Here is a 25,044-nt window from a genome sequence, read left to right as displayed (position 1 = left end):
GAACAATGGCGAAGGTCGAAGGCTTGGTTTAGGTGGACTAAGCGATCGGATGGAGGTGGGGATGGACTTCAGGGAGCTGGAGTGCTTCGTCGTGCTCAGCGAAGAGCTGCACTTCGCGCGTACGGCCGAGCGCCTCTACCTGTCACCCGGCAGGGTGAGTCAGCTCATGCGCTCGCTGGAGACCAGGCTCGGCGGCCGGCTCTTCCACCGGACCAGCAGGCGCGTGCGCCTCACGCCCCTGGGCGAACGCTTCCTGGCCGACCTGCGCCCCTCCTACGACGGCCTCGCGAACGCGGTCAGCCGGGCCAAGGCGGCTGCCCGCGAGGTGACAGGCGTGATCAGGATCGGCTTCCTGGCCACGCCCACGGATGTCGTCACCGGCAGCGTGCGTGCCTTCGAGCGCTGGTACCCGGGGTGCGAGGCGGAGCTGGTGGAGATCCCGCTCTCCGACCCCTTCGGCAAGTTGCGGGCCGGGCAGGTGGACATCGCGTTCACGCTGCTCCCGCTGGACGAGCCCGATCTGGCGACGGGTGAAGGACTGAACCGGGTCTCATACCAGCTCGGTGTCTCCTCGCACCACCCGTTGGCCGCCCGTGCGAGCATCGGCGCGGAGGAGTTGGCCGGCGTATCCCTGATCGGCCTGGACGGCCCGGCTCCGCGCACGTGGCGCGAGCGTGTGGCACCGTCCGCAACCCCTTCCGGCCGTCCCATTCCCCTGGCCGGTACGGTGGCCACCAGCCAGGAGGGACTGACCCAGGTGGCGCTCAACCGGGGCGGCATGTTGCTCTGCACCCCCACGGCGGCTCACCACGGGCGCCCGGATGTCAGCTTCGTCCCCGTCACGGGATTGCCTCCCTCGATCCTCGGCCTGGCTTGGGTGAAGGCGGCGGAGACGGCGGCGATCCGGGCGTTCAACGAGGCGGCCGTCGGGCACGCGCTCGGGGTACCGACCTTGAAAGGCTGAGGTCACGTTCGGCACGGGCCGGTCAGGCGGGTTGCGGCCTCCTGCACAGAGAGTCTCCCCGAGACGGGCAGGATGACGGTCCATGCTCCAACCATCCGACCCCGCAGGTGGAGTCTCGGACTCTCAACCGCTCGCCGCTCTCGCTCCCGATCACTTCCCGGCCTGAAGTCGGCCGGAAGGTCGTGGCAGATGTCGGCGATCATTCTTATACGGTCGATGCGGCTGAGCGGGCTACTCCCTGCGCACGATGTGCGTCGTGGCGCGTATCTCGATGAACCCTCGGCCCATCAGATAGCGCACTGCGGCCTGCGCCTTCCGACATCGCAAGAGCCGCCGGCCCATTCCTCGCTCCCTTAATAAAGCGCGCCCATGGGCTACACCCACACCGACGAGTGGCTCTCACATAAGCGTTGGCAATGCGCGACCCCAACAATCAGCCGCGGGTCGCCCGGCCGAGAAGGTCCAGGCGGAAGACGGGGTGGTCGTCGGGGTCGGGGAGGTGGTCGAGGAGGCGGCGCACCTGTCCGGTGCCCCAGCGGGACCGGTAGGCGGCGACGACCTCTTCGCGTCGATCGCCGGCCAGTTCCACGGCCTGGTATCGGTCTCGGTGGCCGCGTCGGCTGATGGTGCAGTGGCCGGCAGCGCGAAGGTTGCGCACCCATTCTGTTCGACCCCGCACCGATACCAGGTAGCGGGCGTCGGCGAGTTCGACGACGTTCACAGGAACCCGTTGGAGGGCGCCCGTGGTGCGCCTTGGAACGTGCAGAGTGCTGGCCGCCCCCAGCCATCGGACGAGCGGATTGATCATATGGACGGTAAACCAGTCCGGCCGTCGGTAGCGCGGTGTCATGCGATCGCCTCTTGGGGTCGTAGCCTGGGTCCTGGGCACGTCGGCAGCACTGGAGCGCTCACCACGGCACCTGGCCATGGTCGTTGAACAGGCCGCCGGTGGGTCCGTCAGGTCCGAGCGTGGCAAGCCGTACCGCGATCACGGCGCCGTGCGCAGCGGTGCGGTCGGAGGTGAAACCGCTTTGCCCTATCAGATCGGTGTCGCAACGGCCCGGATCCGCAGCATTGATGAGAATCTTGGTGTCGCGCAGGGCTTTGGCGTACTGCACGGTCAACGCGTTCACGGTGGTCTTCGACGGCCCGTATCCCAGGAACGCCGGCACCTGAGCGAGCGGGCCGTCCGGGTCGCTCATGAGGGCGAGCGATCCGACGCTGCTGGAGAGGTTGACGATGCGCGCCGCGGGTGAGCGGGTCAACAGCGGCAACATCGCTTCGGTTACCCGGATCACCCCCAACACATTGGTGTCGAACACCGCGCGGACGGCGTCCACATCAGCGCCGGCGGGGGCCTGATCTGCGCCGCCGCTGATCCCGGCGTTGTTGATCAGGACGTCGAGGCGGCCGAACTGGTCGTCGATGTGCACGGCGGCCGCGCCCACCGATGGAGCGTCGGTGACGTCCAGCGCGACCGGCCAGACGTCGCCGCCGGCCGGTCGCAGGGCGGCGACGGCCTCGTCACGTCGGCGCGGATCCCTCGCTCCCACCAGCACCGTCATCCCGAGCGCCGCGAGCTGCCGGGCGATCTCCAACCCGATGCCCTTATTCGCCCCTGTCACCAGGGCGACCTCGCCGTGGTGGCTGATTTCATCGGTCATGGCTCGATCTCACCAATCCGATCGACGATCGGGCCAACACCAACTCCGCCCCAACCGATACCCTGCCGGTATGGATCCACTGGAGGTCCGCGAACTGCGCTACTTCATCGCCGTGGCCGAAGAGCTTCACTTCGGCCGGGCGGCCGAGCGCCTCGGTATCGCCCAACCGCCGCTATCTCGCGCGATCCAACGGATCGAACGCCGCCTCGGCGTCACGCTGCTGGAACGCAGCAGCCGCTCGGTCCAGCTCACGCCGGCCGGTGAGACTCTGCTGCGCGAGGGCCGAACGGCGCTGGCCGCGATGGCGCGTGCCGCGCGGTCCGCGCGACGGGCCGGCGAGCCGGAACCCCGGCTGGTCGTGGCGATGAAGGCGGCCGGCGATGGCGGTCTCCTGCCCGACCTGCTCGCCACGTATCGCGCCCAACACGCTGACGTCCACGTCGATGTGCATATCTGCGGCGCCGGAGAACAGGCGAGCCTGCTACGCGACGGCCGCGCCGACGTGGCGTTCATGCACAGCCCGCAGCAAGACTTCGCCGGGCTCGACACCATGGACCTCCTCGTCGAGCACCCGGTCGTGGTACTGCCCCGGCAGCACCGCCTGGCCGGGCGAGACCACCTGTCCATGGCCGACCTGTCCAGTGAGACGATGCCCGTCTGGCGCGGCGCGCAGCCCACCGACGCAGTCGGCCCGCAGGTACACGACACCGGTCAACTCGCCCAGCTCATCACCTGGGGCCACGTCGTGGCGCTGCTGCCCGAATCCGTCCGTGACCACCTGCCCCGCAGTCTGGTGTGCGTACCGGTCCTCGACGCCCCCACCATCACGCTGATGCTCGCCTGGCCAGCGGGCAGTCGATCGCCGGAACTCGCCGCATTCGTCCATGCCGCAATCACCGCGGCACGCCGGCCAACCTCCGGAACCTAACCGAACGCCGCCCGCCTCGGATGTGAGCCTCCCCTCGCAACGTAGCGGCATCGCCTTAGGCCAGCACTCCATGAGAGCGCCCACTGCTCACGATTCCGAAGGTGCGACCAAGCCCTGTGACGGCGGTCCTATTGGCCAACCTCAAGTTCACCCCGCCTGACATCACGAAGAACTGACGTTGCCGTCCGTTGGTCGTCAATGCCAAACACGAACGCCCCGAGCGTAGCCTGCTCGGGGCGTTCGGGCTGCTCGGTTGAGGTGGTCAGGGACGGGGTCGAACCGCCGACCTTCCGCTTCTCAGGTGGACCAATCACCCCGGTCGGGTAGCGGAGACCGTGGTCAGAGGGTGGTGAACGATGGCCGGAGTGAGTCCGTGTGTGGGGACGTTGCTGTCACCTCGATCGTGATCACCGCGTGGCATGTTCCCTCCAGGGAACAGCCGCCGTAGCGACCATCTGAAGCGTGACGTGCATGGCAGGCATCCGGCTTCGTGTTGATACCTTCCACCGTCAGGAAGAAAACCCGGTTCGTACGGCGCCGCACCAGGACGGCTGCGACATCATGGCCAGGAGGTTCCCGCTTGCCTGCCACGCGAGTACGTCCCCATGTCGCGCGAGTGCTGGAACGCACCCGCGCCATGGTGTTCGTTTTCGACAGCGTCATCTGCGACCTGTTCGCCGGTATGGATACGTCGGCGATCACCGACGACATCCGCTCGCGCCTCCCACCCCCAAGTCCTTCGACGTTGTTGGCCGGTGCCGCCTTCCTCATGGCCACCAACCCGCTGTGGATGGTGGCCTACGCCCATGAGGTCAGCGCCGCCCACGGCGACGAGGCGGAGGACATCCTGCGCGCGGCCGAGACGGCCGCGGTCACGACGGCCGTTCCCGCGCCCGGGGTACGCCAGGTTCTGCTGGCCTGCCAGGCCGGCGGCAGAAGCGTCGCCGTGGTGGGCAGCCGCTACTCCGCCACCATCGAGTCCTACCTGGACCGGCACGAACTGCGGCAGTTGGTGGGACCGGTCGTCGGGTACCGGCACCACCGTCCTTCGAGCAGACCGATGGGAGCCGCCCTCGTACGCCGGGCGAGGAAGGCACTGGCCATGAACCCCGCCGAATGTACGGTGGTCGGCGCCTCCGTCCAGGCGATGATGATCGCGGCGGACATCGGCACCCAGGCGATCGGCGTTGCCGGCTTGCGTGAAAGCCGCAAGCACATGGCCGGCATCAACGGCTCGGTCGTCGTCTCGTCCCTGCCCCACTTGGCCGACGCCCTCGCCACGGTCCCCATCAGTGAGGGCATCACATCACCCATGTAGCGTGACCGCCTCCAACGTCACCATGAGGAGCGACCTACCCGTATGAAATCACCTGTACGGGACCGCCTGTCCTACTTCGGTTGATGCTTGACGGTGCGGCTTCGGCTGATGCTTTACACCCCTTCGGCCGACCTGCTTTGGGTGATGCGTAGCTGTCACGTCAGATGCACATGCCAGGAGTGGGACGAGGGATCGAGCAGGTAGAGAGCATGTGCCCTGCCGACGATCCGGTAGCGGCCGAGTGGCCTGCCACTCGGCATGGTGAGGATCGCCTCCTCCTCCAAGAGGACGGCGTCATCGGTCAGGCGACATCGGTGTAAGCGGTCGTGATGTCCCCTGCTGGCGAGGAAGGTGACCTGGTCGCCATGTACGGCGAGCCCGTGTGCTCCCTTCACGGGTGTGTCGCGGACCGTCAGCCGGCCGCCGGTATGGATTTCAAGCAGGGAGAACGCTTGGTAGTAGTAGGCCCATGCGACGCCATCGGTGACGTTGAGCGCGTAGCAGTCGGCGATGGGTTCTTTTCCTGGTGGAGGCTGATACGCCCACTGCTGGTTGCCGCCGGTGTCCCAGCGGACAAGGCCGGGCGCGCTGATGGGATCGGTGTAGATGGCCTGGTCGAAGTAGCCGGTCCATACATTGTGGCGCCGATCGGCAAGGAGGTGTCCGACCTGGCCGATCGGGAAGCTACGGCGTGGCCGCCCGTCGCGACCGTAGATCTGGGCATTGGCAGCCGCTGACGCGGGCGGGCGGTGCCAAGCCGCGGTCCCGGTCAGCAGGAAGCGGCCGTTGGGCAGGGCGTCGAGCTCGCTGACCAAAAGGTGGACGTCATGGAGGACGAGTTCACTCGCGGTGCCGTTCTTGTCCATGACAAGCAGCGCATCGTAGGGCTGCTTTCGGGGCAGCGCAGTGAGCCTTCCGTTCCCGGAGAGGTCATCCGGTAGCGCGTCTGGGCTGTCGGACAGCAGCCACAGTGTCCGGCCGTACGCGTCGACCGTGCCGGCCAGCACTTTGAGACCGCGGTACTCACGCGGCAGCCGGGCGTACTGCTGCAGAGCCACCTCTTTCAATGTGTCACCTCAGAGACGAGAAGCAGTGAGTCGCGATGATCCCCGCTCGGGGATTGCAGAGTTCCCCTGACTGTTCTACTTCGGTTGATGCTTTACAGGCAGTCCCACGCCTCATCCCATTCACCCGGCGCCCGGACAGGGACCAGCGAAGCGAACCGATCGACCGGGAATCGACGTCTATGAACTGTGAAGCTTTCCACTTCGATCGGTCTCGGCCTCGCGGTGGCCGGGGTGTGCGTGGCGGCCGTGGTGCTCTCGGGAGCGGTCGGCGAGTCATCGCCCATACCGTCCACCTGCCCGCAACGCTGGGGCGGCAACGACATTGGCGGCTGGGTACCCGCCGCCGCCGACATCGACGGTGTGGAGGAGTCGCTCGTCCCCGGATCGCCGGTGAAGGCCCTCATCTGCGCCTACCCCGGGGACAACGCGTATCCGGGTGGTGAACGGCTGGCGGGTTCGCGAACGCTGACGGATCAGGCGGCGACGATGGCCCGTGACCTCGCCTACCTCCCGGTGACCACCGCCCCCGTAGGCCGTCCATGCACGCTGATAGGGGGACTGATGACCAACTACCTCATCCGGTTCGCCTACCCCGACGGCCGCGCCATGTGGGTGGGCAGCGGCGAGGAGGTCAACCACTGCGTGAGGACCACCAACGGCACGGCCAGCAGCAACTCCTACGCCGGGCCCGCCATCACCACCGCCTACAAGGACGGAATCTGGAAGCTTGTACCGCCGGAAGACCCCTGCCGAGGCCCCGGCGACCGCCGGGGTCAGGACGAGTTGATGGTTCCCGGACGGCCCGACCGCCTCACCGTGTGCAGGGACGCCACGTACGTGAGGCCGCCCTACCGGAAACGGCATGGCAGGGACATCGCCCGCGCGCTGGCCGCGACACTGAACTCTCTGGACGCCGTGCCGAGCCAGAACACATGCCAAGGACTCGGAGGCGCCAACGAACGCGGCATCCGACTCATATTCGACTATCCACAAGGACCCGCCGCTGCGGTAACGATCTCGATGAACTGCGTCCCCGCCATCAACAACGGCCTGCTCCAGGCCGACCTGGACGACCGTGCCCGCGACCAGATCCTCCGCCTCGCCCCCTCGTGACAATGAAACATGTAGGCGAATCCTGATGATCTTGAACGCATGGCAACTGTCATGATGCCCTCACCTGGTGCTTCACAGGTTGTCGCTGAGCGGGCCGCCGTGGTCGCGGGTCAAGCCGACGAACACCAGGGCTACTTCGATCTCGCCGATACGCCATGGAGCCGGACAACCTCCGGCGGAGCTGGGGAGCGATCCGCAAGGTCGCCGGCCTCGGCGACATGCGCTTTCACGACCTTCGCCACACCTGCGTGACCCTGCTGCTCAACCTCGGCGTACCGCCCCAGGTCGTCCGCGACATCGTCGGTCACAGCGACATCGAGGTGACCATGACCATCTACGCCCACGTCTCCCTCGACGACAAGCGCAACGCCCTCGGCAAACTCGGAGACGCCCTAGGTTGAATCAACCGACCGTTGATGCCCTGTCCTCAAATCAGGACGGGGCATCACGCCGTTAGACGGCAATCCCGGATCGGCCCGCAGGGTGGTGAACATCCGGGCGGCAGAGGATCACCTCAGCACGACATCTACCCCCTTCTCCTCGAAGACGGTGCGGATGACATCGAAGTAGGTCGAGTTGGCACCCGCTCCCTCGAATGAGAAGGCGACAGATTCCCGAGCGATATGCGAACGGTGCCAGACCAGCGTGAAAGGCACCTCTGCTCCGAAATGCCCACACAGACAATCGCTCAGCGCGTCGAGATTCCAACCGAAGTAACCACCCGGCCCGTTGACCGCTTCCCCGATCGCCAGGTAGAAGCTCGCCTTGTCGGTGACGTGCGTTCCGTCGAGATCACAGGTGCGTCCCGATGGGCGATCAGGGTGTCCTGTCCGCCAGCGGCTGTTGTGGAAGACGATGGTCAGCCACTCTTCTCTGTCTGTCCCCACGTAGCCGGCCCACTGGTTGATCCGGTCGGGCCTGGCCGTACGCCAACGCTCCCAGACATGCCGCGTACGAGAAGAGGGGACGTCATCCCCACAGTGGGCGACCAGGTCCACCCGTTCACGACCGAGTGGTGAGGGCCGCCAGTCGATGATCTCGCCCATCCAGAACTCCGCGAGCGGACTCCCTGCCATATCGAGCATCCGGAGCGCCTCCAGCCCCAGCGGGTTCCTCTGGCGGTAGCGCTTGGATCCGCTGAGGTAGTCACGCATCCGCTGGGAGGGAAGGCAGCCCAGGATTTCGACGGTCACATGTTCGTCGTCCTCCGGCGCCTCGACGAAGACGCCTTCGGCATCAAGGCAGGAGCCACAGATTTGCTCGTCTGCGTCAATCAGGAGGAATTTCGGCTGGACATCATCCACGTGTCTCACGCTCACCGGTAATCGGATGACATTGCTGTCACTGAAGATCAAAAAAGCCCCGAACGGTATTCGCTCGGGGCGTTTGTGCTGCCCAGTTGTTGTGGTCAGGGGCGGGGTCGAACCGCCGACCTTCCACTTTTCAGGCGGAGCGATCACCCTGCTCCGCTCGACGGACACGAGGTCAGAAGGCTGTGGACGGCTGCCGACGTGTGCTCGCGGTGGCCGATGTTGTCGTCACCGTTGTCGTCAGCCCCACCTCCCGTAGCCGGCGCTGGAGGCTCGAAGCATTCAGAGACTCCGCGGTGTCAACACCACCAGCTCAGGCCGGCTGCGGAAGTGCTCACGAGTACTTCGTAGTCATCGCCGTACTCCTCTCCCGTCGCATCCACAAACTGCACAAAGAGCTCGACCTTCCTTCCTTCGACGGACCTGGTGAAGCAGTACACCCCTTCACCGTCATCCTCCGGAGGGGGTGTCCACCCGTTCTTGAGCGCGATGTCTCGGTAGAAGGGCAGCACGTCGGCTCGCGGGCCCGAGGGGCGGTAGGTCTGCCGGACGGTCGTGATCCGATCGTCCTTCTCGCAAGAGCTGTCGCGTCCCTCCTGCGGTGTCGCGCTTGCCGGACGAACATCGAGGATGCCGAGAGAGTCGACGAGCTGGTCATCGTCGGCATCGCAACCGTAGTTCAGCACGAAGAGAGCGACGGGAACGAGCAGAGCACCGCCCCACACAGCAGCGGCCACGAGCACCGCGATCGTCGAGCGCTTCATGAGAACCCCTAACCCCTCGTCCCACCCCGCACGTTACATGCCGGAGTTCACCGGAGCGCTTGGCTCAGACCGAATCGGGAGAGGACTCGATCGACTTCCTCCTCATCGGCGCCTTCGATGTCGATGACGTCGTCCACGTGCAGATCAAGGTGTGCGAATCGGGGCGCCAGTTCAGCCAGCGTGGCCAGCGGATCACCCTCACAGTCCGCCTGATCGATCGTCAGGTTCCCGATGGACAGCTGTTCAAGCTGAGGAAGGACTGAGGAATCTGCAAGGGCTGAAAATAGCTCATATGAGGTGGCGTTGAAATCAGCCTGGCTGAGGTCCAGTTCTTTAAGATTGGGGAACCGAAAGGCGTCAAGCTCGTCGAGTTGATCAAGCGAGCAGGGGCAGCCAAAAATGTCACTGCCGATTTCAACTTCCAATGACACCAGGCCGGAAGTCCATCCGAGGCTGAAAATTGAGCCGTCGGAGATGACGGAGCCCCGGACCCGCAGGTGGGTCAGACCGTTGTGGTTCACGGAGTGGAACAGGAATGCCCCTTCGAGTTCCAATGTACGCAAGGCGGGCAGCGAGTCCCATATGTCGGTCTGAACAAGCCCTTGCTTGTGGTAATCCAAAGGATCGATCCGATTACCTGTTGATCCCTCGCTGGGCTCAAACAGGTACTTGAAGCCGTAGCCGAAGTACATGCGCTCCAGCCGGGGGCGCTGCCGGCCGGCAAGCGAGATCGCGGAGCGCTCGGCGGAGTGGTGGTAGTCGGTGAGATGTAGTTCGAGTGCGCGCAGTCGGTAGCTGGTGGGGTGGGAGAGCAGCGCGTCGATCAGTGCACCTTCCCACCGTTCGGCGTCGGTCGGGTCGATCTGGGTGGTGCGCGGGTGGTCCGTCAGGAGCCGCTCCACCAGCTCTTGGCGCTGCGGCCGGGTGTCCTTGGCCAGGCGGAAACACGCCTCGTCGATGAAGCCGCGGGACCAGGTGAACTGCCAGGAGCCGTCCTCTCGCAGCCCATCCAGTCCCAGTCGCCGTTCCACTTCCTCATAGACTGCGGCCAGTTGGGCCTGGTCCCCGTCCCCGCTCTCACAGCGATGCTCCAGCCGGATTGCCTCGCCCCGCAGGTCGCCCGCCCCGATCAGCAGGTCCGCGTAGGCGAGCCATGCTTCCCAGTCATCCGTCTCCGGAACCGCGATATCGAAAAAGTGCACGTCATTCTCCAGGTCTTGGCGGTCTGGGCGGGCCGTCGTCAACGGCACCGTACTTGAGGCCTCCGACATGTGGTTCCCAAGACCGCAACCACGATCAGATAGTCGACCCATACCGACAGCGCTGACCGTGATAACCGGGGGAACTGCGGCACGATGATCCTTTCGCGCTGGGAGCGACACCCTACGATGCCCCGGCACGCAGCACAGACACGACGGCCGGGTCGGGCACCGCACCACACATCGGAGAAGGATCAGAGCCGGTTTCCCACCGAGCTACGATGCGGCTTTTCGGTCAGCGCTTGCCGTGCAGGATCTTCATAGCCTGCAGCACGTCCGTGACGACATGGTCCGCCTCGCGTTCCTGGCCGGGCCACGTCCCCGGTCGACCCAGGCCGTACGGAGGCCGGCAGCCCGTCCCCCGCCGATGTCGGCGACCAGGTGGTCACCGACCATCCATCCCCCGTCGGCAAGAGCCATGCCACACCGCTGAGCGGCGATCTCGAACAGACCGGTGTCGGGCTTGCGAATGCCTTCGAGTCCCGAGAGCGCGTAGGCGTCCACGGCCTCGGCCAGTCCCGTGCGCTGGATCTTGCCGAGCTGGTTGTCCGCCGTCCCGTGGTGATAATCCCGACCTTCCAGCCCGACGCGCGTAGCTGGGACAGGCCGTTCATCACCTCGGGTCGGCAGTGAACGAGGTGCGGCATACGCCGACGGTAGCGGCTCCATAGCTCGTCGACCGGCTCTGCCAGATCGAAGTGATCGCGCGCCTTGGTGAAAAAGACCTCACGATGCAGCCAGTTCGATCACTCCTTCTTGGAATCCGTGGCCGTGGAATCGCTTTGAGGGGAAGTACTTCGAAGCTCCTCGATCAGCGGCCAAAACGGGCTGCCCTCGTCAATCTCGATGCGCTGATCCTTGTCGATGATCTTCGCGTTCGATGTGTCGTCTTCCCCGGCCGGCGTGGTGACTGATCGCCTCGCCTTCTCCAGATCGTCGCGGTTGGCCATATGGACTCCGACTGTGAGCACCAAAGCGACGCTCAGAACGAACATCAGCCAGTAGAACCACGCCCGTCCAAGCCCGAATCTCAGCGGATCCTTCTTGATCATCCGTCTCCTCCGACATGTCACGGGCCGGGCCGGTCACAACTTGCTGTTCTCCCAGTGCGGGGTATGCGATTCGATGTCCTCCGGCACGCGAATCCGCCCGTTCAGGAGAACAAGTGACGTGATCTCGATGCTCTCGTGGAAGCGCAGGTAGCCGACGAAGGATTCGACACCGCCGGCATGTGCGTCGACCGAGCACCGGCCGAGCCAGTCCAGCAGTGTCCGGAGCCGGTAGAAGTCGCCGGGATGGAGTTCTTGGCGTACCGTCAGCGCCCAGCCGTCCGATCGCTCTCGCGCGACCAACTCGGCAGCGAGCGCGCCCCCCACCCGCCAGGCAGCGCCTCGCTGCGCGAACACGGGCTCCGCTTCCGCGTCCTCCCACTCGCAATCGGGGTCGTTGGGATCACCGAGTGGATAGGTTTCCACGTATCTGTCAGTGCCGATCGGCAGTCGCTCAGGTCGTGGTCCTTGCCCCACATGCCACCGCAGCTCGGCGAGCTCGTCGTCGGTCACGTCAGCACGGATGTCCACCGACAGCACGAGTTCGTAGATGTCCGCCATCGGCATACCGTACCGTCGTGACGCCCTGAGAGATCATTCTGTGAGGAGTTCCTACAGGACGTGACCGTCGCGGTCGGCCAGTGGTCTCTGGTCTTCGGCACAACCTACGACGGAGCTGGGCAGAGATCCGCACCCCGGCCGGCCGGGGCGGGATGGTCGGCGGTTCGGCCCATCAGATAGCGCACTGCGGTCTGAGCCGACAGACGCGCCTTCCGACGTCGCAAGAGCCGCCAGCCCATTCCTGCGCTTGAGCGAGATCGTCCAGAACACGAGCAGCGGGGGCGTCGCTGTCACCTCAACCTAGGTGAACCGGCAGCAAGGCGAACGACGCCGGACCTTGCCGAGTTGGTTGTCCGCGATCCCGTTGGTGATAATCCCGGCTCGCAGACCCTCGGACCACAGCTGCGACAGTCCGTCCAGGGCCTCGCGGCGGCACTCGACGAGGTGATCCATCCGTCGCGACAGCCGAGCACGGGAGGCTCCATAACTACCCACCTCACGAGGAGCATCTGAGCCTGAGGCGCCCGCTCCAGGAGAGCACGGTCTACAAAAAGCCACATGGTTTATGTATTGCAAACAAAGGAATATTTCCTCTTATTTCTGCCTATGGACTAAGCGATCTACCTTATTGTGCGAGCAAGTTGGCGGAAGCGAGATGGATTGCATTGCATTCATGCGTTAAATTGCGGATACATCCGAATCTGAGACCATTCCCCGAGATCACGTCGGCAGAGAGGGTCACGACCGGGGAAAACCATTTCGGATTCACTCGAAGGGCGCGTGCTATGGCGGTATATGTCTATCGGTGCCCGTGCTGCTCTGAAATTGAGATCACCTTTCCGATCGGCACCGCACCCGCTGCGGTGCCGTGCCCAGACTGCGGCGCGGCCTCGGTTCGGGCGTTCTCAGCGCCGATGCTCGCGCGTACTCCGGCCGCCATGTCCCCCCGGTTGCAGCGCGCGGAGCGCAGCGCCTTCGAGCCCGAAGTCGTCACGTCCCTGCCGCAGCGCCGTACCGGAGGTGCGACGGTCGCCCATCCCGCTACCAGCCGCCTGCCGCGGCCGTGACCGTCTCGCAGCGCCGAAAGGAATCCAGCCGTGCCAGAGTTGATTTTCCCGCTCGACTCGAAGAGGAAGTTCACCGACCAGGTCAAGATCGGTCACAACCGTTGGCACCCCGCGATCCCGCCTGTGGCATGGGTCAAACCCGGCGACAGCTTCCGGGTCCACTGCCGGGAGTGGTTCGACGGTGCGATCCACAACGACGACTCCGCCGAGGACATCCGTGACGCCCCGTTGACGACGGTGCACGCGCTCAGCGGCCCGTTCGCGGTCGAGGGGGCCGAGCCGGGCGACCTGCTGGTCGTGGACATCCTCGACCTGGGGCCCATCCCCCAGGAGGACAGCGGCCCGCTGGCCGGTCAGGGCTGGGGTTACACCGGGATCTTCCCCACCAAGAACGGCGGCGGGTTCCTCACCGAGCAGTTCCCCGACGCCTACAAGGCGATCTGGGACTTCTCCGGCCAGACTGCCACATCACGTCATATCCCAGCGGTGTCGTTCACCGGCATCACCCACCCCGGGCTCATGGGCACCGCGCCGTCGGCGGCGCTGCTGTCGAAATGGAACGCGAGGGAATCGGCGCTGATAGCCACGGACCCGCAGAGAGTGCCGCCGCTGGCCCTGCCTCCCGAGCCCCGGGACGCCGTTCTCGGCTCTGTCTCCCCATCCGAGTTCGACCGGATCGCGGCCGAGGCGGCCCGCACCGCGCCGCCGCGAGAGAACGGCGGCAACCAGGACATCAAGAACCTCACCCGGGGCTCCCGCGTGTTCTACCCGGTGTACGTACCCGGCGCGAACCTGTCGGTCGGCGACCTGCACTTCTCGCAGGGCGACGGCGAGATCACCTTTTGCGGTGCCATCGAGATGGGCGGCTTCATCGACCTGCGGGTCGAAGTCATCAAGGACGGTATGCAAACGTACCGCGTCGGCGAGAACGCCATCTTCATGCCGGGCCGCACCGGCCCTCAGTACAGTGAGTGGCTCGCCTTCTCCGGGGTGTCCGTCACCCTGGACGGCGAGCAGCGCTATCTTGACTCGCAACTGGCCTACCAGCGTGCCTGCCTGCACGCGATCGACTACCTGACGGCGTTCGGCTACAGCCCCGAGCAGGCATATCTACTGCTCGGCGCCGCGCCGATCGAGGGCCGGCTGTCGGGGGTGGTGGACATCCCCAACTCCTGCGCCACCATCTACCTTCCAACCGCGATCTTCGACTTCGACATCCGTCCCGGCGCCTCCGGTCCGCTCCGCGTGCCACAGGGCACCAGCGCACCGCACGCCGGCTTCGACTGAGAACCGCTGCCCGCCCTGTTGGCCCTCAGGACGTAGGAGCAGGCATTTATGCAGCTCAACGGCTTAGGTAACCGCGGACCCGTGGGAACCGCGGGAGTGCGGACGCACGGGCCTCGGCGCCGGGTGCGGCGATCCGCGCGCCCGCGCCTCACCCCCCGTTCACTGCCCGTCGATGCGGGCCGTCACGCTCCCGATCCGGTTCCTCCCGTTGGGCGAGTACACGGTTATCCCCTCGCTGTGGAGGTTGACGAACGAGCTGTCGTCCCTGTCGTTCGCGTAGATGTTCTCCGTGTACACGACGCCGTCCTTGGCACTGTCCGTCCCGCCCCGGGATACCTGGATCCCGAACCTGGGGAAGCTGATCCATCCGTCTTCGGTGCTCCTTCCCTGCACCCATCGGGTGTTCACCCCGGTGAGGTCGGCCTTCTCGGCGAACACGGTTCCCCATGCTCCGCTTCCATGGCGCACGTTCAGCCCCTCCTTGGGGAAGCTGATCCATCCGTCATCGGTGCTTCTTCCCTGCACCCATTCGGTGTTCACCCCGGTGAGGTCGGCCTTTCCGGCGAACACCGTCCCCCGTTCCTGGGAGCCGAACGCGCTCCATACGTTCACCGCGCCCTGGGAGAAGGTGATGGTTCCGTCACTGCCGTTCGCCCCTTGCACCCATGGGGTGGTGACACCGGTGGTGACGGTGAGGGTTTCCAGAACGGGATTGCGCACCTGAACGGTCGTGGTGAGGAAGTGCTCCCGCCCGGGCGTGCTGCGGGACGTGGCGGCGAGGGTGTAGGTGGTGGCCCGCCTCGGGGCCGCGGCCGGTGACCAGGAGCGCGCACCCTGGGGGACGGTCTCCTGCCCACCCGGGAACAGGATCCTGTACTCGAAGTCGTCGGACCCCTCCCAGCTCAGCGTGATCGTTGTTCCGGCGTCCACCATGGCGTTGTCCGGGCGGAAGTCGCGCGGCGCCGGAATCTCCTTCGGAGCGGTCTTCACCAGCGCCACCGCCGCGAAGCCGTCGGTCAGGCGCCCGGTCCTGGTTCTGCCGGTGTGCTCGGTCACCCTCAGCACGGCCAGCCCGGCGGCAGCGGTGACGGTGACGTTCTCCAGCGTCAGCACCAGGTGGTCACCGGAGACGAAAGAGGCTTTGCCGCCGGAGGCGGTGACCTGAAAGGAGTTGGAACCCCCTGACCCCGGCTGGACGTTCACCGGCGACCGGGCGCCCGACCGCGTTCCGTACTCACCCCTGGGACTGATCGTGCTGAAGTCCGAGGTGAGATCACCGGCGCCGTTACCGACGGGCACCTCCACCGTGATCGTGGACCAGTACGCCGCCTGCGGCCCGGTGTTGGTGACGAGCAGATACACCGTCCCCGTGGACGGGGACCGCCCGGATGCCGACGCCTCCAGGGGCGCCGGGTCGGTGAGGACGGTGTAGGTCAGCATGGTCATGGTCACGACTCCTTCTCGTGGAGGACGGCGCGGGCCGGCGACCCGCCCACTGCGAGAGGACCGGGCCGGGCAGGACAGGCGGCGAGACGGGTGAGGTACCCGGAACCCGCCGCCTGTGACGCGCCGCAGAAGATCACTCCCTCGATCCAAACGTCCGCATTGGAGCGTGACAAGATCACTCAAGGAGGACATAAAAGGGCGAATCAGCGAGGTTCTCAGCGTCTTGACAGGCATCGGGACCATGCCTCACCGGCCGCTCCGCGAATGCCCGCCATCCCGCCGGGCCCCTTCCCCGGAGCCACGACAGGCGGCACACCGCACGGGCCGAAAGACGTGGCAAGGCGAGCTCGAAGACGCCCTACGTCGAATCAACCGAACCTCGACACCCTGTCCTCTGGACGGCGATCCCGAATCGGCCCGCAAGGTGGTGAACATCCAGGCGACAGAGGATCACCTCAGCACGATGTCCACCCCGTGCTCCTCGAAGATGGCACGGATGACATCGAAGTAGGTCGAGTTGGCACCCGCTCCCTCGAATGAGAAGGCGACAGATTCCCGAGCAATGTGCGAATGGTGCCAGACCAGCGTGAAAGGTAACTCCGCCCCGAATCTCCCCCTCAGGCAGTCGTTCAGCGCATCGAGGTTGCAACCGAAGTAACCCCCGGGTCCGTTGATCGCTTCCCCGATCGCCAGGTAGAAGCTCGCTTCATCGGTGACGTACGTTCCGTCGAGATCACAGGTGCGTCCCGATGGGCGATCGGGGTGCCCTGTCCGCCAGCGACTGTTGTGGCGGGCGACGGTCAACCATTCCTCTCTGTCTGTCCCCACGTAGCCGGCCCACTGGTTGATCCGGTCGGGCCTGGCCGTACGCCAACGCTCCCAGACATGCCGTGCACGAGCGGAGGGATTGTCCTCCCCCCAGCGGGCGACCAGGTCCACCCGTTCACGACCGAGCGGTGAGGGCCGCCAATCGATGATCTCGCCCACCCAGAACTCCGCGAGCGGACTCCCTGCCATATCGAGCATCCGGAGCGCCTCCAGCCCCAGCGGGTTCCTCTGGCGGTAGCGCTTGGATCCGCTGAGGTAGTCACGCATCCGCTGGGAGGGAAGGCAGCCCAGGATTTCGACGGTCACATGTTCGTCGTCCTCCGGCGCCTCGACGAAGACGCCTTCGGCATCAAGGCAGGAGCCACAGATTTGCTCGTCTGCGTCAATCAGGAGGAATTTCGGCTGGACATCATCCACGTGTCTCACGCTCACCGGTAATCGGATGACATTGCTGTCACTGAAGATCAAAAAAGCCCCGAACGGTATTCGCTCGGGGCGTTTGTGCTGCCCAGTTGTTGTGGTCAGGGGCGGGGTCGAACCGCCGACCTTCCGCTTCTCAGGCGGACCAATCACCCTGCTGGCGTACCCGAGACCATGGTCAGAGGGTTGTGAGCGACTGTCGAAGAATGCTTCCGTAAGGGGACGTTGCTGTCATTGCTGCTGTCACCTACAACGTCCGCAAGGTCGCCACCGACTACCACACCCACCACCACAAACCCATCAGCCGCGGCCTGACCACCCAACCCGGTGATTGTTTCCGGTCACAGCACCAGCGAAAAGGAGAACCCACATGACCGACAACCGCGCCGCCTCTACGTCTCGAAGTAACGCCCACCTGAGCAAGCGAGGCCGCGTGTCTTCCCAGACACGCGGCCTCGCTGCTCGTACGGGGACATTCCCGGGGCCGTGAACTCTGCCACGGGCGAGAACGACGGCGTTCATTTCTTCTCGCTGAGGGCGAGCAGCCTGTCCACCAGTGTCCGGGCGTGGTGCGCGTTGGTCGGCCGTTCGAAGAACATCGCGTGGAAGTACAGCGGTGCGAGGATGACCTCCAGCAGCTCCAGCAACGTGGGGGGGTTCTCCCCGCGATCCCTGGCTCGGTCGAGCATCTTCTGGAGCTGCGTGCCTCGCTCCAGAAGATAGACATGCTTGGAAGGCTCTCCCTCCGGGCGCGCGCCCACCAGGGCGGCACGGAGGAAGACGGGACCGAGGGGGCCGGCCACGTCCTCGGCCACCTGGACCGCGTAGGCCTCCAGGTCCCCACGGAGCGTCCCGGTGTCGGGAACCGGGGACGAGCGCGTGAGCTGCTCGGTCACCACGTCATCGACCAACGCGCCCAACGTGCCCCAGCGCCGGTAGATCGTGGCCTGGTGGACTCCGGATCGCTCCGCCACCTGCGCGATGCTCAGATCGTCCCAGTCCGCCTCGTGGAGCAGGTCGAGGACGGCCTCGCATACGGCCGTGCGGACGCGGGCGTTACGCCCCCCGGGCCGGCGTACGGGTTCCTGTGCTGCCATGGCCGACATCTTAACGCGAATAATCTTGCTTTAAGCGCGTCGCCGCGCTAACTTCCTCTTGAAGCGAATAATTTCGCATTAAGGGGACGGGCGTGGATGCGCTGATCTTTGAGAAGGACGTCATGTTCTGGTACGAGACGCTGCGCTTGCTCGGCCACATCGCCTACGGCGGCGCGGACTTCGGTGAAGTGATCACCACCGCACAGCGGATCACCGAGAGTGACTACGACAGCTGGCACAAGGAGTGGCGGGCGACGGCCGACCGCGTCGCCGGCGAAGCTCGGCGGAGCCTGGCGGCCGGCCACGAGGTCAGCGCGCGTGACGGGTTGCTGCGGGCGTCCACCTACTACCGCTCTGCCGAGTTCTTCCTGCACGGCGACCCGTCCGACCCGCGCGTCGACCAGTCCTACGCGCTCGGCGTGGAGTCGTTTCGCGCGGCGGCCCGGCTGTCGGACATCAGGATCGAACCGGTGCTGATCCCGTACGCGCACACCGCTCTCACCGGCTACCTCTACCGGGCGGGCGACAGCCGTACACCCCGGCCCACCATCGTGATGCACAACGGCTTCGACGGCAGCGCAGAGGAAATGCACTTCTTCGGCGCGGCGGCGTTCGCCGAACGCGGCTACCACGTCCTCACCTTCGACGGCCCCGGGCAGCCTGGGCCGATGCACCGCGAAGGGTTGGTGTTCCGGCCAGACTGGGAGAAGGTGGTCGGCCCGGTGCTCGACTACCTGCTCGCGCTGCCCGAGGTCGATCCTGAGCGGGTCGCGCTGCTGGGCGCCAGCATGGGAGGACTGCTGGCGCCACGCGCCGCCGCCTTCGAACCGCGGATCAACGCGCTCATCGCCTTCGACGGCGTCTACGACATGGGGGCGATCGTCGCGGGCCACTTCGGCGAGGACCGCGATCAGGCGCGGGCCATGCTGGGCGCCGAGTCCGCGCCCGAGGTCGACGAGATCATTCAAGGCCTCATGGCGAACGACCCCGTCATGCGGTGGGCCTTCACCCACGGCATGTGGGTCACCGGCGCCCGGTCACCGCGCGGGTACGCGGCCAAGATGCTCGACTATCACCTTCGTGACGGCATCGCCGAGCGGATCAGGTGCCCCACCCTGGTCTGCTCGGCCCCCGGCGACTTCGCCTTCCAAGGCCAGCCCGAGGCGCTCCACGATCACCTGACCTGCCCGAGAACCTTCCTCGAGTTCACCGCCGAGGAGGGTGCCGACGCCCATTGCCAATCAGGCGCCCAGCGACTGGCCATGGCCCGCATCAGTGACTGGCTCGACGAGACCTTCAGGGGTGAGAAATGAGCCGTTCAGGTAACAACCAGATCGTTTCGGTCGTGCTGTGGGACGTGGTGCCGGTGATCGGCACCTACTATGTGTGCCGCGCGCTGAACGTGAGCGAGTACGCCGCCATGCTGACGGCGGCGAGCATCGGATTCCTGCGGGTCGCCTACGTCGCCGTCCGGCAGCGTCGCTTCGATGGATTCGCCGCCTTCATGGGCGTCGTCTTCGGCGTGGGAATGATCCTCTCCTTGCTGACGGGAGACGCGAAGTTCCTCCTGGCCATCAAGTCCGTCACTACCGCGGTCGCGGGCCTGATCTTCCTGGGTTCCTGCGTAGCAGGCCGTCCCACGGCCTTCGCCGTGGCGAAGCGCTTCGGCGCCGAAGACGCGGACACCGCGCGGCGCTGGGACGTCCTGTACGCGGCGGAGCCGATGTTCCGCCGGACCTACCTGGTGATGACCCTCGTCTGGGGAATCGCGCTTCTGATCGAGTCGGCCGTCCGCCTCCCCCTGGTCTACTGGCTGCCGACCGATGTCATGGCCGGGCTGTCGTCGATCCTCCTGGTGGCGACCATCGGCCTGCTCGGAGCATGGAGCGCCTGGTACGGCAAGCGCGGCGAAGAGGCGGCGAAGAAGGCCTCCAGTTCGGAGGCCGGCTCCCGGGACGCGGTTCCCGCCAGGACACTGTCCGACGACTGAGCCGCGAATGATGACGGGGCCTGGGAGGACACGGCGGACGCGGAGCCACCACCGAGGCAAACGGTGGGGCAGATGTGCTGGCGTCTGGGGACGTTGCTGTGTTGGGTCGGACCGGGGCGCCCTGTCGTGATTGCTCACGGTGGGTTTCCCCGGCCCGCCCGCCGCACCCGGCGTGCGTGTCTCCACGCACCGGGCGCTCCACATGCCTTGCCCGCTGGTCAGCCGCCTGGGGCGGCACAGCGCTGACGGTCGCCTCGCTGCAGATGGCAGTGGCCACCCGCGGCGGTGCCGTGGACCGGGGTGATCTTCCACTCCGATCGCGGGTCGGAGTACACCGCCGCGAAGTACCAGGCCGCCTGCCGTCGACACGGAGTGGTCCAGTCGATGGGCCGGGTGGGTTGTGCGCTGGACAACGGCGCCGCCGAGTCGTTCAACAGCACGCTCAAGGTCGAGTACGTCTACCGACACCGCTTCCGGACCCGTGCCGAGGCTCGGCTGAAGATCGCGACCTGGATCACCGACTTCTACAACACCAGAAGGCGACACAGCGCCAACGACGGGCTGCCGCCTGTCACATGCGAGAGTCAGATGATCGAGAAGAGGTAAGCGTCAACGGCCCTGCTGAGGGCTGCTGTGGCATAAGAGCGTCTCCACGCTTTGGGGGGAAAGCCCATACGTGGGCAAGCCTGCCAAAATACACGGGACGCATCGCATCGATGAACTCTGGCGTGTGACACGCGGCCTCCTTCAAGAGGCTAACCATGTGGGTGAGGCAGACGAGCTGGAACACGTACAGCGCGTGCTGCTACAGCTGCATGACCTTGACCCAACATCGCAGCACTTCCGCTATCCAGCGAACAAGCAAGGAGCAGAGACACTCAACAATGTGAATCGGATTCATATACGGCTCTTCCAGGAGGCGATGGAAGAGGTGGCATCTTTCCTAGACGCAGCAGAAACCGGGATCTGCGACATGCTCGATCGGAGTATGAGTCCGAGATGGATCGCGAGTGACGTTGCTGTCAGCGTTGCTGTCACTGGACATCAAAAAGCCCCGGGCCGTGATCGGCTCGGGGCGTTTGTGCTGCTCAGCTGCTGTGGTCAGGGGCGGGGTCGAACCGCCGACCTTCCGCTTTTCAGGCGGACGCTCGTACCGACTGAGCTACCTGACCTTGGTGGTGGATCGAACACCTACCTGAGCGGTCCTGACGGGACTTGAACCCGCGACCTCCACCTTGACAGGGTGGCGAGCACTCCAAACTGCTCTACAGGACCTTGCTTGGCTGGGGCTTTTGTCCCCGGCCTTTCTGGCTTTGCCAGCCTACCAGTTCTTCGGAGGTCTTCGACCTGCCGTTTCCCTGGCGAGCCTTGGCTCTGCCGGTGCCCCCAACGGGATTCGAACCCGTGTCGCCGCCTTGAAAGGGCGGTGTCCTAGGCCACTAGACGATGGGGGCTCGGGACTCGCGTCCCGTTCCTTCGCCGTGCTCCGCTGGAGACCTCTGAAGCATAGGGGACTTTTGCCCCGTTGCCAAAGCGGCTTTCCGGCCTACGGCGTCGGTGTGACGGTGATGGACCCCGTTGGAGACGGGGTAATCGTCGGCACAGGAGAAATTGTACGGCCAGGCTCGGTCTCAACGTGACGCTGGATCTGAACCGACTGCTCACCGAGCCCTCCCAGGGTGATGTCGTCCCAGGCCCTCAGACGGTGCGTGTCGGCGTCGAAGTACAGAACCGAGGCCGCGACGGGGGTGGGTTCGTCGTGCTCGAGGGCTCGCAGCCCGGCGCCGCCGGTGGACCCCTGGACCAGGAGGCGGCTGCCGGAGGGCAGCAGTTCGGTGGATCGCTCGTGCGAGTGGCCGGTGAGGATCATCGGGGCCGCGCCGGAGAACCCCTTGGCGATCGTCGGGTCGTGGACGGCGATCAGGTCGACCTGCTTGGGGAGCCGGGCCAGCTTTGCGGCGTGGGAGCGGCCCAGCGCGTCGAGGGATTCGAGGTTGGAGTCGACGGAGACGGACTTGTCGGGGGTGAACCGGGGGTCGCCCAGGCCGTAGACGCGCAGCCCCGCCACGGTCTTGGCCGAGTCGTCGAGGACGACCGCGCCCTTCTGCCTGCTTACGGCCCGCTGGGTGGTCATGGAGTCGTGGTTGCCCCTGACGAAGACGTACGGGACGCCGAAAGTACCGATCTCCTCGACGAACTTGTCCTCGGGGCCGGTGCCGTGGTCGGTCAGGTCGCCGGTGTCGATGATCGCGTCGATCTTGAACTGGGTGGTGACCGAGCGGATGAGGTTCCAGGCGATGGGGCTGAGGTGGATGTCGGAGACGTGCAGTATCCGGATCGAGGTGGGGTCGGCGTCATAGACCGGCAGCGCGGAGACGACGTCGTAGAGCTGGGAGACGTTGTTGACGAGCTTGGCGAGCTGGACCCGGTAGGACTCGAACCTGGTCACGATCGACTCGGCGTCGCCGACCAGCGTCGGAGCGCCTGCCAGCAGGCCGGTGTACTTGGGTTCCACCACGGAGTCCGGCCGGAAGGTCAGGGCGACGGCGGCGCCCGTGCCGGCGATCGCGACGGCGACGCCCAGCGTGCCCGCGAGGGCAGGTCCTGGGCGGCGGAAGACGATCAGGGACGTGACCAGGGCGCCCGCCAGGCCGCAGAAGGCGGCACGCACGATCAGCGTCCTGACTCCGTTGCCCAGTTCCTCCTCCAGGAGCGCGGGGAGCCGGTCGGCCGAGAGCCTGGGGTCGTCCAGGAACCCGCGCGCTCGGTCGGGGTTGATGTTCTCCAGGGTCACCCGGAGGCCGACCGGGGCGTTGTGCGTGTCGAACAAAAGTGTGCCGAAAGGGTGAGCATCCAACACGGTCTCCCCGGTCCACGAGGGCTCGGCGGACAGGCCGAGCTCCACCGGACCGACATTGGACCGTACCGCCCCGCCGAGCATGATGCCGAGCCACGCACCCGCCAGTGCGACGGCGGCGACGGCCGTGGTGCGGGCGATCCGCCTGCCCGCGCGACCGGTGGCGAGCCGGCGGGTCCTCTGGGTCCAATCAGCGAATTTCATGGGCCTCCACCTCGCCCCGGGAACACCGGGGCAGAATGACAGGTGTGATCGAGATCTCGCGGGAGAAGTTTGAGGAGCTTGTGGCCGAGGCTCTGGACACCATTCCCCCCGAGCTGACGAAAGTGATGGACAACGTGGTGCTCGTCGTCGTCGACGACCCGCCCGAACCAGATCTCCTGGGTCTTTACACCGGCATTCCCCTGACCGAACGTGGCGACTGGTACGCAGGAGTGCTACCCGACCGGATCGAGATCTACCGCAGGCCGATCTGCTCGATCTGCGAGACCGAGGAGCAGGTCATCGAAGAAGTGCAGATAACGGTCGTCCACGAAATCGCCCACCATTTCGGCATCGACGATGATCGGCTGCACGAGCTGGGCTGGTAACTAGCCCCGTACAACACATCAAAACCCCCGTTCCTGAAATATCACAGCTTATCATTACGGTTTGCATGCGCTTGATTGCTTTCGGTTGCGCGTCGGCCCTGCAGCAGGCACCGTAGGTTACACAGTGAACACCCACAGTCAGTGTGCCTGCGAGCTCAGCGGAGTCCTATGGCGGCGACCAAGTCCGGCCGACTACCCGGGCGGCACCGCCGTCCGGCGGAACGCCAAGCGACCTACGGCGAGGTCATCGCCATCGGCGAGTTCCGCGCGCTCTGGATCGGCCAGGGGCTCTCCCTCCTCGGCGACCAGCTCTCCCGGGTGGCGCTGTCCGTCCTGGTCTTCGAGCGGACGGACTCGCCCCTGGCCACGGCGTCGGTCTATGCCCTGACCTACCTGCCACCGATCATCGGCGGGCCGCTCCTCGCAGGACTCGCCGATCGCTACGCCCGCCGGCGCATCATGCTCGTCTGTGACGTGCTCAGGGCCCTCCTGGTCGCGCTCATGGCGATCCCCGGCACCTCGTTCGCCATGCTGTGCGCGCTGGTCTTCTGCGTGGTGCTGCTCAGCGCGCCGTTCTCGGCGGCGCGGGCGGCGCTCCTGCCGGAGCTGCTCACGGGCGACCGCTACGTCGCGGGCTCCGCCCTGCAGAACATGACCAATCAGGGCGCGCAGATGCTCGGCTTCGCCGCCGGCGGCTTCCTGATCATGGGAATGGGGCCGTACCGCGCGCTGGCCCTGGACGCGGCGACCTACCTGGCCTCCGCGCTCATCATCGTCTCGGGCGTACGGCGGCGTCCCGCCCCCATCTCCGCCGACGAGAGCCGGCCCTCGATGTGGACGATGACCCGCGCCGGCGCCAGGCTGGTCTTCGGCGACCCCCGGCTACGGACGCTGGTGCTCTTCGCCTGGCTCTGCGGCTTCTACGTGCTCCCCGAGGGGATCGCGGCCCCGTACGCCGGTGAGCTGACCGGAAATCCCCGGCAGCTCTCCCTGGTCACCGGTCTGCTGATGGGGGCCATGCCCACCGGTACCGTCGTCGGCGCGTTCCTGTTCAGCCGCTACGTCAGCCCGTCGAACCGGCTGCGGTCGATGGGCTGGATGGCGATGCTGACCTGCGCGCCGCTGATCCTGTGCGCGGCGCGGCCGCCGCTGCCCGTGGTGCTGCTGCTCTGGTTCGTCTCGGGGCTGGGCGGGGCCTACCAACTCGCGGCCAACGCCGCGTTCGTGCAGTGCGTCCCCGCCGAGCGGCGGGGACAGGCATTCGGGCTGGTCCAGTCGGGCCTGCTGGCCTCCCAGGGCGTCGGGATCCTGGTAGGCGGGGCCGCGGCCGACCACCTCGGCCCCGAGATGGTGGTGGCACTGGCCGGCGCGACCGGACTCACCGTGGCGGCCGCGCTGGCCGTGCTCTGGAGGGCATCCCGCAGGGAGATCATCGAGAGGGTTCGCGCCGAGGCGAACTCCTGAC

At 66.1% G+C, this 25,044-nt stretch carries 25 protein-coding genes, 5 tRNA genes and 1 pseudogene; 13 read left to right on the top strand and 18 right to left on the bottom strand.

The features are described 5' to 3' along the window. Window positions 1–61: 61 nt before the first annotated feature. Entirely contained in the window at window positions 62–964 is a 903-nt protein-coding gene (locus ABT061_RS39225; RefSeq protein ID WP_350927742.1) for a LysR family transcriptional regulator, read from the top strand. A gap of 433 nt (window positions 965–1,397) precedes the next feature. On the opposite strand, the gene ABT061_RS39220 is transcribed toward ABT061_RS39225, so the two are convergent. After that, window positions 1,398–1,772, bottom strand: a complete 375-nt coding sequence (locus ABT061_RS39220) for a nitroreductase/quinone reductase family protein (RefSeq protein WP_350927740.1) — start codon at window positions 1,770–1,772, stop codon at window positions 1,398–1,400. A 100-nt stretch (window positions 1,773–1,872) separates the two neighbouring features. Beyond that, complete coding sequence (locus tag ABT061_RS39215; protein ID WP_350927738.1) at window positions 1,873–2,628, bottom strand: SDR family NAD(P)-dependent oxidoreductase; 756 nt, start codon at window positions 2,626–2,628, stop codon at window positions 1,873–1,875. A gap of 70 nt (window positions 2,629–2,698) precedes the next feature. Here ABT061_RS39215 and ABT061_RS39210 point away from each other — a divergent pair, with 70 nt between their 5' ends. Together ABT061_RS39210 and ABT061_RS39205 are read left to right on the top strand one after the other, a co-directional pair. After that, on the top strand, window positions 2,699–3,556 hold the full coding sequence (locus tag ABT061_RS39210) for a LysR family transcriptional regulator (RefSeq protein ID WP_350927736.1): 858 nt from the start codon (window positions 2,699–2,701) through the stop codon (window positions 3,554–3,556). A 580-nt stretch (window positions 3,557–4,136) separates the two neighbouring features. After that, window positions 4,137–4,874 carry an HAD family hydrolase gene (locus tag ABT061_RS39205; protein WP_350927734.1) on the top strand — a complete coding sequence of 246 codons (738 nt, stop codon included), beginning with the start codon at window positions 4,137–4,139 and terminating at the stop codon, window positions 4,872–4,874. Window positions 4,875–5,029: 155 nt separating this feature from the next. Here ABT061_RS39205 and ABT061_RS39200 read toward each other — a convergent pair whose 3' ends face one another. Beyond that, entirely contained in the window at window positions 5,030–5,932 is a 903-nt protein-coding gene (locus ABT061_RS39200; protein WP_350927732.1) for a hypothetical protein, read from the bottom strand. Window positions 5,933–6,127: 195 nt separating this feature from the next. On the opposite strand from ABT061_RS39200, the gene ABT061_RS39195 reads away from it, so the two are divergent. After that, the gene (locus tag ABT061_RS39195) at window positions 6,128–7,054 is read left to right on the top strand and encodes a hypothetical protein (RefSeq protein ID WP_350927730.1); all 927 of its coding nucleotides are present in this window, start codon (window positions 6,128–6,130) and stop codon (window positions 7,052–7,054) included. A gap of 152 nt (window positions 7,055–7,206) precedes the next feature. Then, window positions 7,207–7,455 (top strand): annotated as a pseudogene (locus ABT061_RS39190) (tyrosine-type recombinase/integrase); the annotation flags it as partial. 108 nt (window positions 7,456–7,563) lie between these two features. Here ABT061_RS39190 and ABT061_RS39185 read toward each other — a convergent pair. From ABT061_RS39185 to ABT061_RS39165, 5 genes are all read right to left on the bottom strand, one after another. Beyond that, window positions 7,564–8,358, bottom strand: a complete 795-nt coding sequence (locus ABT061_RS39185; RefSeq protein ID WP_350927728.1) for a barstar family protein — start codon at window positions 8,356–8,358, stop codon at window positions 7,564–7,566. A gap of 101 nt (window positions 8,359–8,459) precedes the next feature. Then, window positions 8,460–8,525, bottom strand: a tRNA-Phe gene (locus ABT061_RS39180). Window positions 8,526–8,663: 138 nt separating this feature from the next. Then, entirely contained in the window at window positions 8,664–9,128 is a 465-nt protein-coding gene (locus tag ABT061_RS39175; protein ID WP_350927726.1) for a hypothetical protein, read from the bottom strand. 47 nt (window positions 9,129–9,175) lie between these two features. Further along, complete coding sequence (locus tag ABT061_RS39170; protein WP_350927724.1) at window positions 9,176–10,330, bottom strand: hypothetical protein; 1,155 nt, start codon at window positions 10,328–10,330, stop codon at window positions 9,176–9,178. A gap of 315 nt (window positions 10,331–10,645) precedes the next feature. Continuing rightward, the gene (locus ABT061_RS39165) at window positions 10,646–10,807 is read right to left on the bottom strand and encodes an HAD hydrolase-like protein (protein WP_350927825.1); all 162 of its coding nucleotides are present in this window, start codon (window positions 10,805–10,807) and stop codon (window positions 10,646–10,648) included. Between ABT061_RS39165 and ABT061_RS39160 the strand changes: the two genes are divergently transcribed. Continuing rightward, entirely contained in the window at window positions 10,769–11,020 is a 252-nt protein-coding gene (locus ABT061_RS39160; protein WP_350927829.1) for a hypothetical protein, read from the top strand. The genes ABT061_RS39165 and ABT061_RS39160 overlap by 39 nt on opposite strands. A gap of 113 nt (window positions 11,021–11,133) precedes the next feature. Here ABT061_RS39160 and ABT061_RS39155 read toward each other — a convergent pair whose 3' ends face one another. Both ABT061_RS39155 and ABT061_RS39150 read right to left on the bottom strand, forming a co-directional pair. Next, window positions 11,134–11,439 carry a hypothetical protein gene (locus ABT061_RS39155; RefSeq protein ID WP_350927722.1) on the bottom strand — a complete coding sequence of 102 codons (306 nt, stop codon included), beginning with the start codon at window positions 11,437–11,439 and terminating at the stop codon, window positions 11,134–11,136. 33 nt (window positions 11,440–11,472) lie between these two features. After that, window positions 11,473–11,997, bottom strand: coding sequence for a hypothetical protein (locus tag ABT061_RS39150; RefSeq protein ID WP_350927720.1), 525 nt, complete (start codon window positions 11,995–11,997; stop codon window positions 11,473–11,475). A 938-nt stretch (window positions 11,998–12,935) separates the two neighbouring features. Here ABT061_RS39150 and ABT061_RS39145 point away from each other — a divergent pair. Together ABT061_RS39145 and fmdA are read left to right on the top strand one after the other, a co-directional pair. Beyond that, on the top strand, window positions 12,936–13,064 hold the full coding sequence (locus tag ABT061_RS39145; RefSeq protein ID WP_350927718.1) for a hypothetical protein: 129 nt from the start codon (window positions 12,936–12,938) through the stop codon (window positions 13,062–13,064). A 30-nt stretch (window positions 13,065–13,094) separates the two neighbouring features. Beyond that, window positions 13,095–14,351 (top strand): formamidase, encoded by a 1,257-nt coding sequence (gene fmdA, locus ABT061_RS39140; RefSeq protein ID WP_344747056.1) that lies wholly within the window; start codon window positions 13,095–13,097, stop codon window positions 14,349–14,351. A 159-nt stretch (window positions 14,352–14,510) separates the two neighbouring features. Here fmdA and ABT061_RS39135 read toward each other — a convergent pair whose 3' ends face one another. From ABT061_RS39135 to ABT061_RS39120, 4 genes are all read right to left on the bottom strand, one after another. Further along, window positions 14,511–15,797, bottom strand: a complete 1,287-nt coding sequence (locus ABT061_RS39135) for a hypothetical protein (protein WP_350927715.1) — start codon at window positions 15,795–15,797, stop codon at window positions 14,511–14,513. Window positions 15,798–16,247: 450 nt separating this feature from the next. Then, on the bottom strand, window positions 16,248–17,042 hold the full coding sequence (locus tag ABT061_RS39130) for a barstar family protein (RefSeq protein WP_350927713.1): 795 nt from the start codon (window positions 17,040–17,042) through the stop codon (window positions 16,248–16,250). A 101-nt stretch (window positions 17,043–17,143) separates the two neighbouring features. Next, a tRNA-Leu gene (locus ABT061_RS39125) sits at window positions 17,144–17,219 on the bottom strand. A 344-nt stretch (window positions 17,220–17,563) separates the two neighbouring features. After that, window positions 17,564–18,142 (bottom strand): TetR/AcrR family transcriptional regulator, encoded by a 579-nt coding sequence (locus ABT061_RS39120; protein ID WP_203956329.1) that lies wholly within the window; start codon window positions 18,140–18,142, stop codon window positions 17,564–17,566. Window positions 18,143–18,234: 92 nt separating this feature from the next. Here ABT061_RS39120 and ABT061_RS39115 point away from each other — a divergent pair, with 92 nt between their 5' ends. The 3 genes from ABT061_RS39115 (at window position 18,235) to ABT061_RS39105 (ending at window position 20,738) form a co-directional block, all read left to right on the top strand. Further along, window positions 18,235–19,455, top strand: a complete 1,221-nt coding sequence (locus tag ABT061_RS39115) for an alpha/beta hydrolase family protein (RefSeq protein WP_350927711.1) — start codon at window positions 18,235–18,237, stop codon at window positions 19,453–19,455. Next, window positions 19,452–20,132 carry a VC0807 family protein gene (locus tag ABT061_RS39110; RefSeq protein ID WP_350927709.1) on the top strand — a complete coding sequence of 227 codons (681 nt, stop codon included), beginning with the start codon at window positions 19,452–19,454 and terminating at the stop codon, window positions 20,130–20,132. Before ABT061_RS39115 ends, ABT061_RS39110 begins: the two co-directional genes overlap by 4 nt. 300 nt (window positions 20,133–20,432) lie before the next feature. Continuing rightward, window positions 20,433–20,738: an integrase core domain-containing protein gene (locus tag ABT061_RS39105; RefSeq protein ID WP_350927707.1), complete on the top strand. Its 306-nt coding sequence runs from the start codon at window positions 20,433–20,435 to the stop codon at window positions 20,736–20,738. Between the two features lie 492 nt (window positions 20,739–21,230). Here ABT061_RS39105 and ABT061_RS39100 read toward each other — a convergent pair. The 4 genes from ABT061_RS39100 to ABT061_RS39085 all read right to left on the bottom strand — a co-directional run bounded on the left by ABT061_RS39100 (window position 21,231) and on the right by ABT061_RS39085 (window position 23,193). Further along, a tRNA-Phe gene (locus tag ABT061_RS39100) sits at window positions 21,231–21,304 on the bottom strand. 28 nt (window positions 21,305–21,332) lie between these two features. Then, window positions 21,333–21,407: transfer RNA gene (locus ABT061_RS39095), tRNA-Asp, on the bottom strand. Window positions 21,408–21,513: 106 nt separating this feature from the next. Continuing rightward, window positions 21,514–21,586 (bottom strand) — tRNA-Glu (locus ABT061_RS39090). Between the two features lie 92 nt (window positions 21,587–21,678). After that, window positions 21,679–23,193: a metallophosphoesterase family protein gene (locus ABT061_RS39085; RefSeq protein ID WP_350927705.1), complete on the bottom strand. Its 1,515-nt coding sequence runs from the start codon at window positions 23,191–23,193 to the stop codon at window positions 21,679–21,681. A gap of 35 nt (window positions 23,194–23,228) precedes the next feature. Here ABT061_RS39085 and ABT061_RS39080 point away from each other — a divergent pair, with 35 nt between their 5' ends. Next, window positions 23,229–23,579, top strand: a complete 351-nt coding sequence (locus tag ABT061_RS39080) for a metallopeptidase family protein (protein ID WP_211263868.1) — start codon at window positions 23,229–23,231, stop codon at window positions 23,577–23,579. 168 nt (window positions 23,580–23,747) lie between these two features. Beyond that, window positions 23,748–25,043: an MFS transporter gene (locus ABT061_RS39075; RefSeq protein ID WP_350927702.1), complete on the top strand. Its 1,296-nt coding sequence runs from the start codon at window positions 23,748–23,750 to the stop codon at window positions 25,041–25,043. Window position 25,044 lies beyond the last annotated feature (1 nt).

The organism is Streptosporangium sp. NPDC002544 (genome assembly GCF_040295965.1).
Classification (GTDB): domain Bacteria; phylum Actinomycetota; class Actinomycetes; order Streptosporangiales; family Streptosporangiaceae; genus Streptosporangium.
The sequence above is the reverse complement of the archived record's forward strand: the minus strand, read 5'-3'. Positions and strand labels throughout refer to the sequence as shown.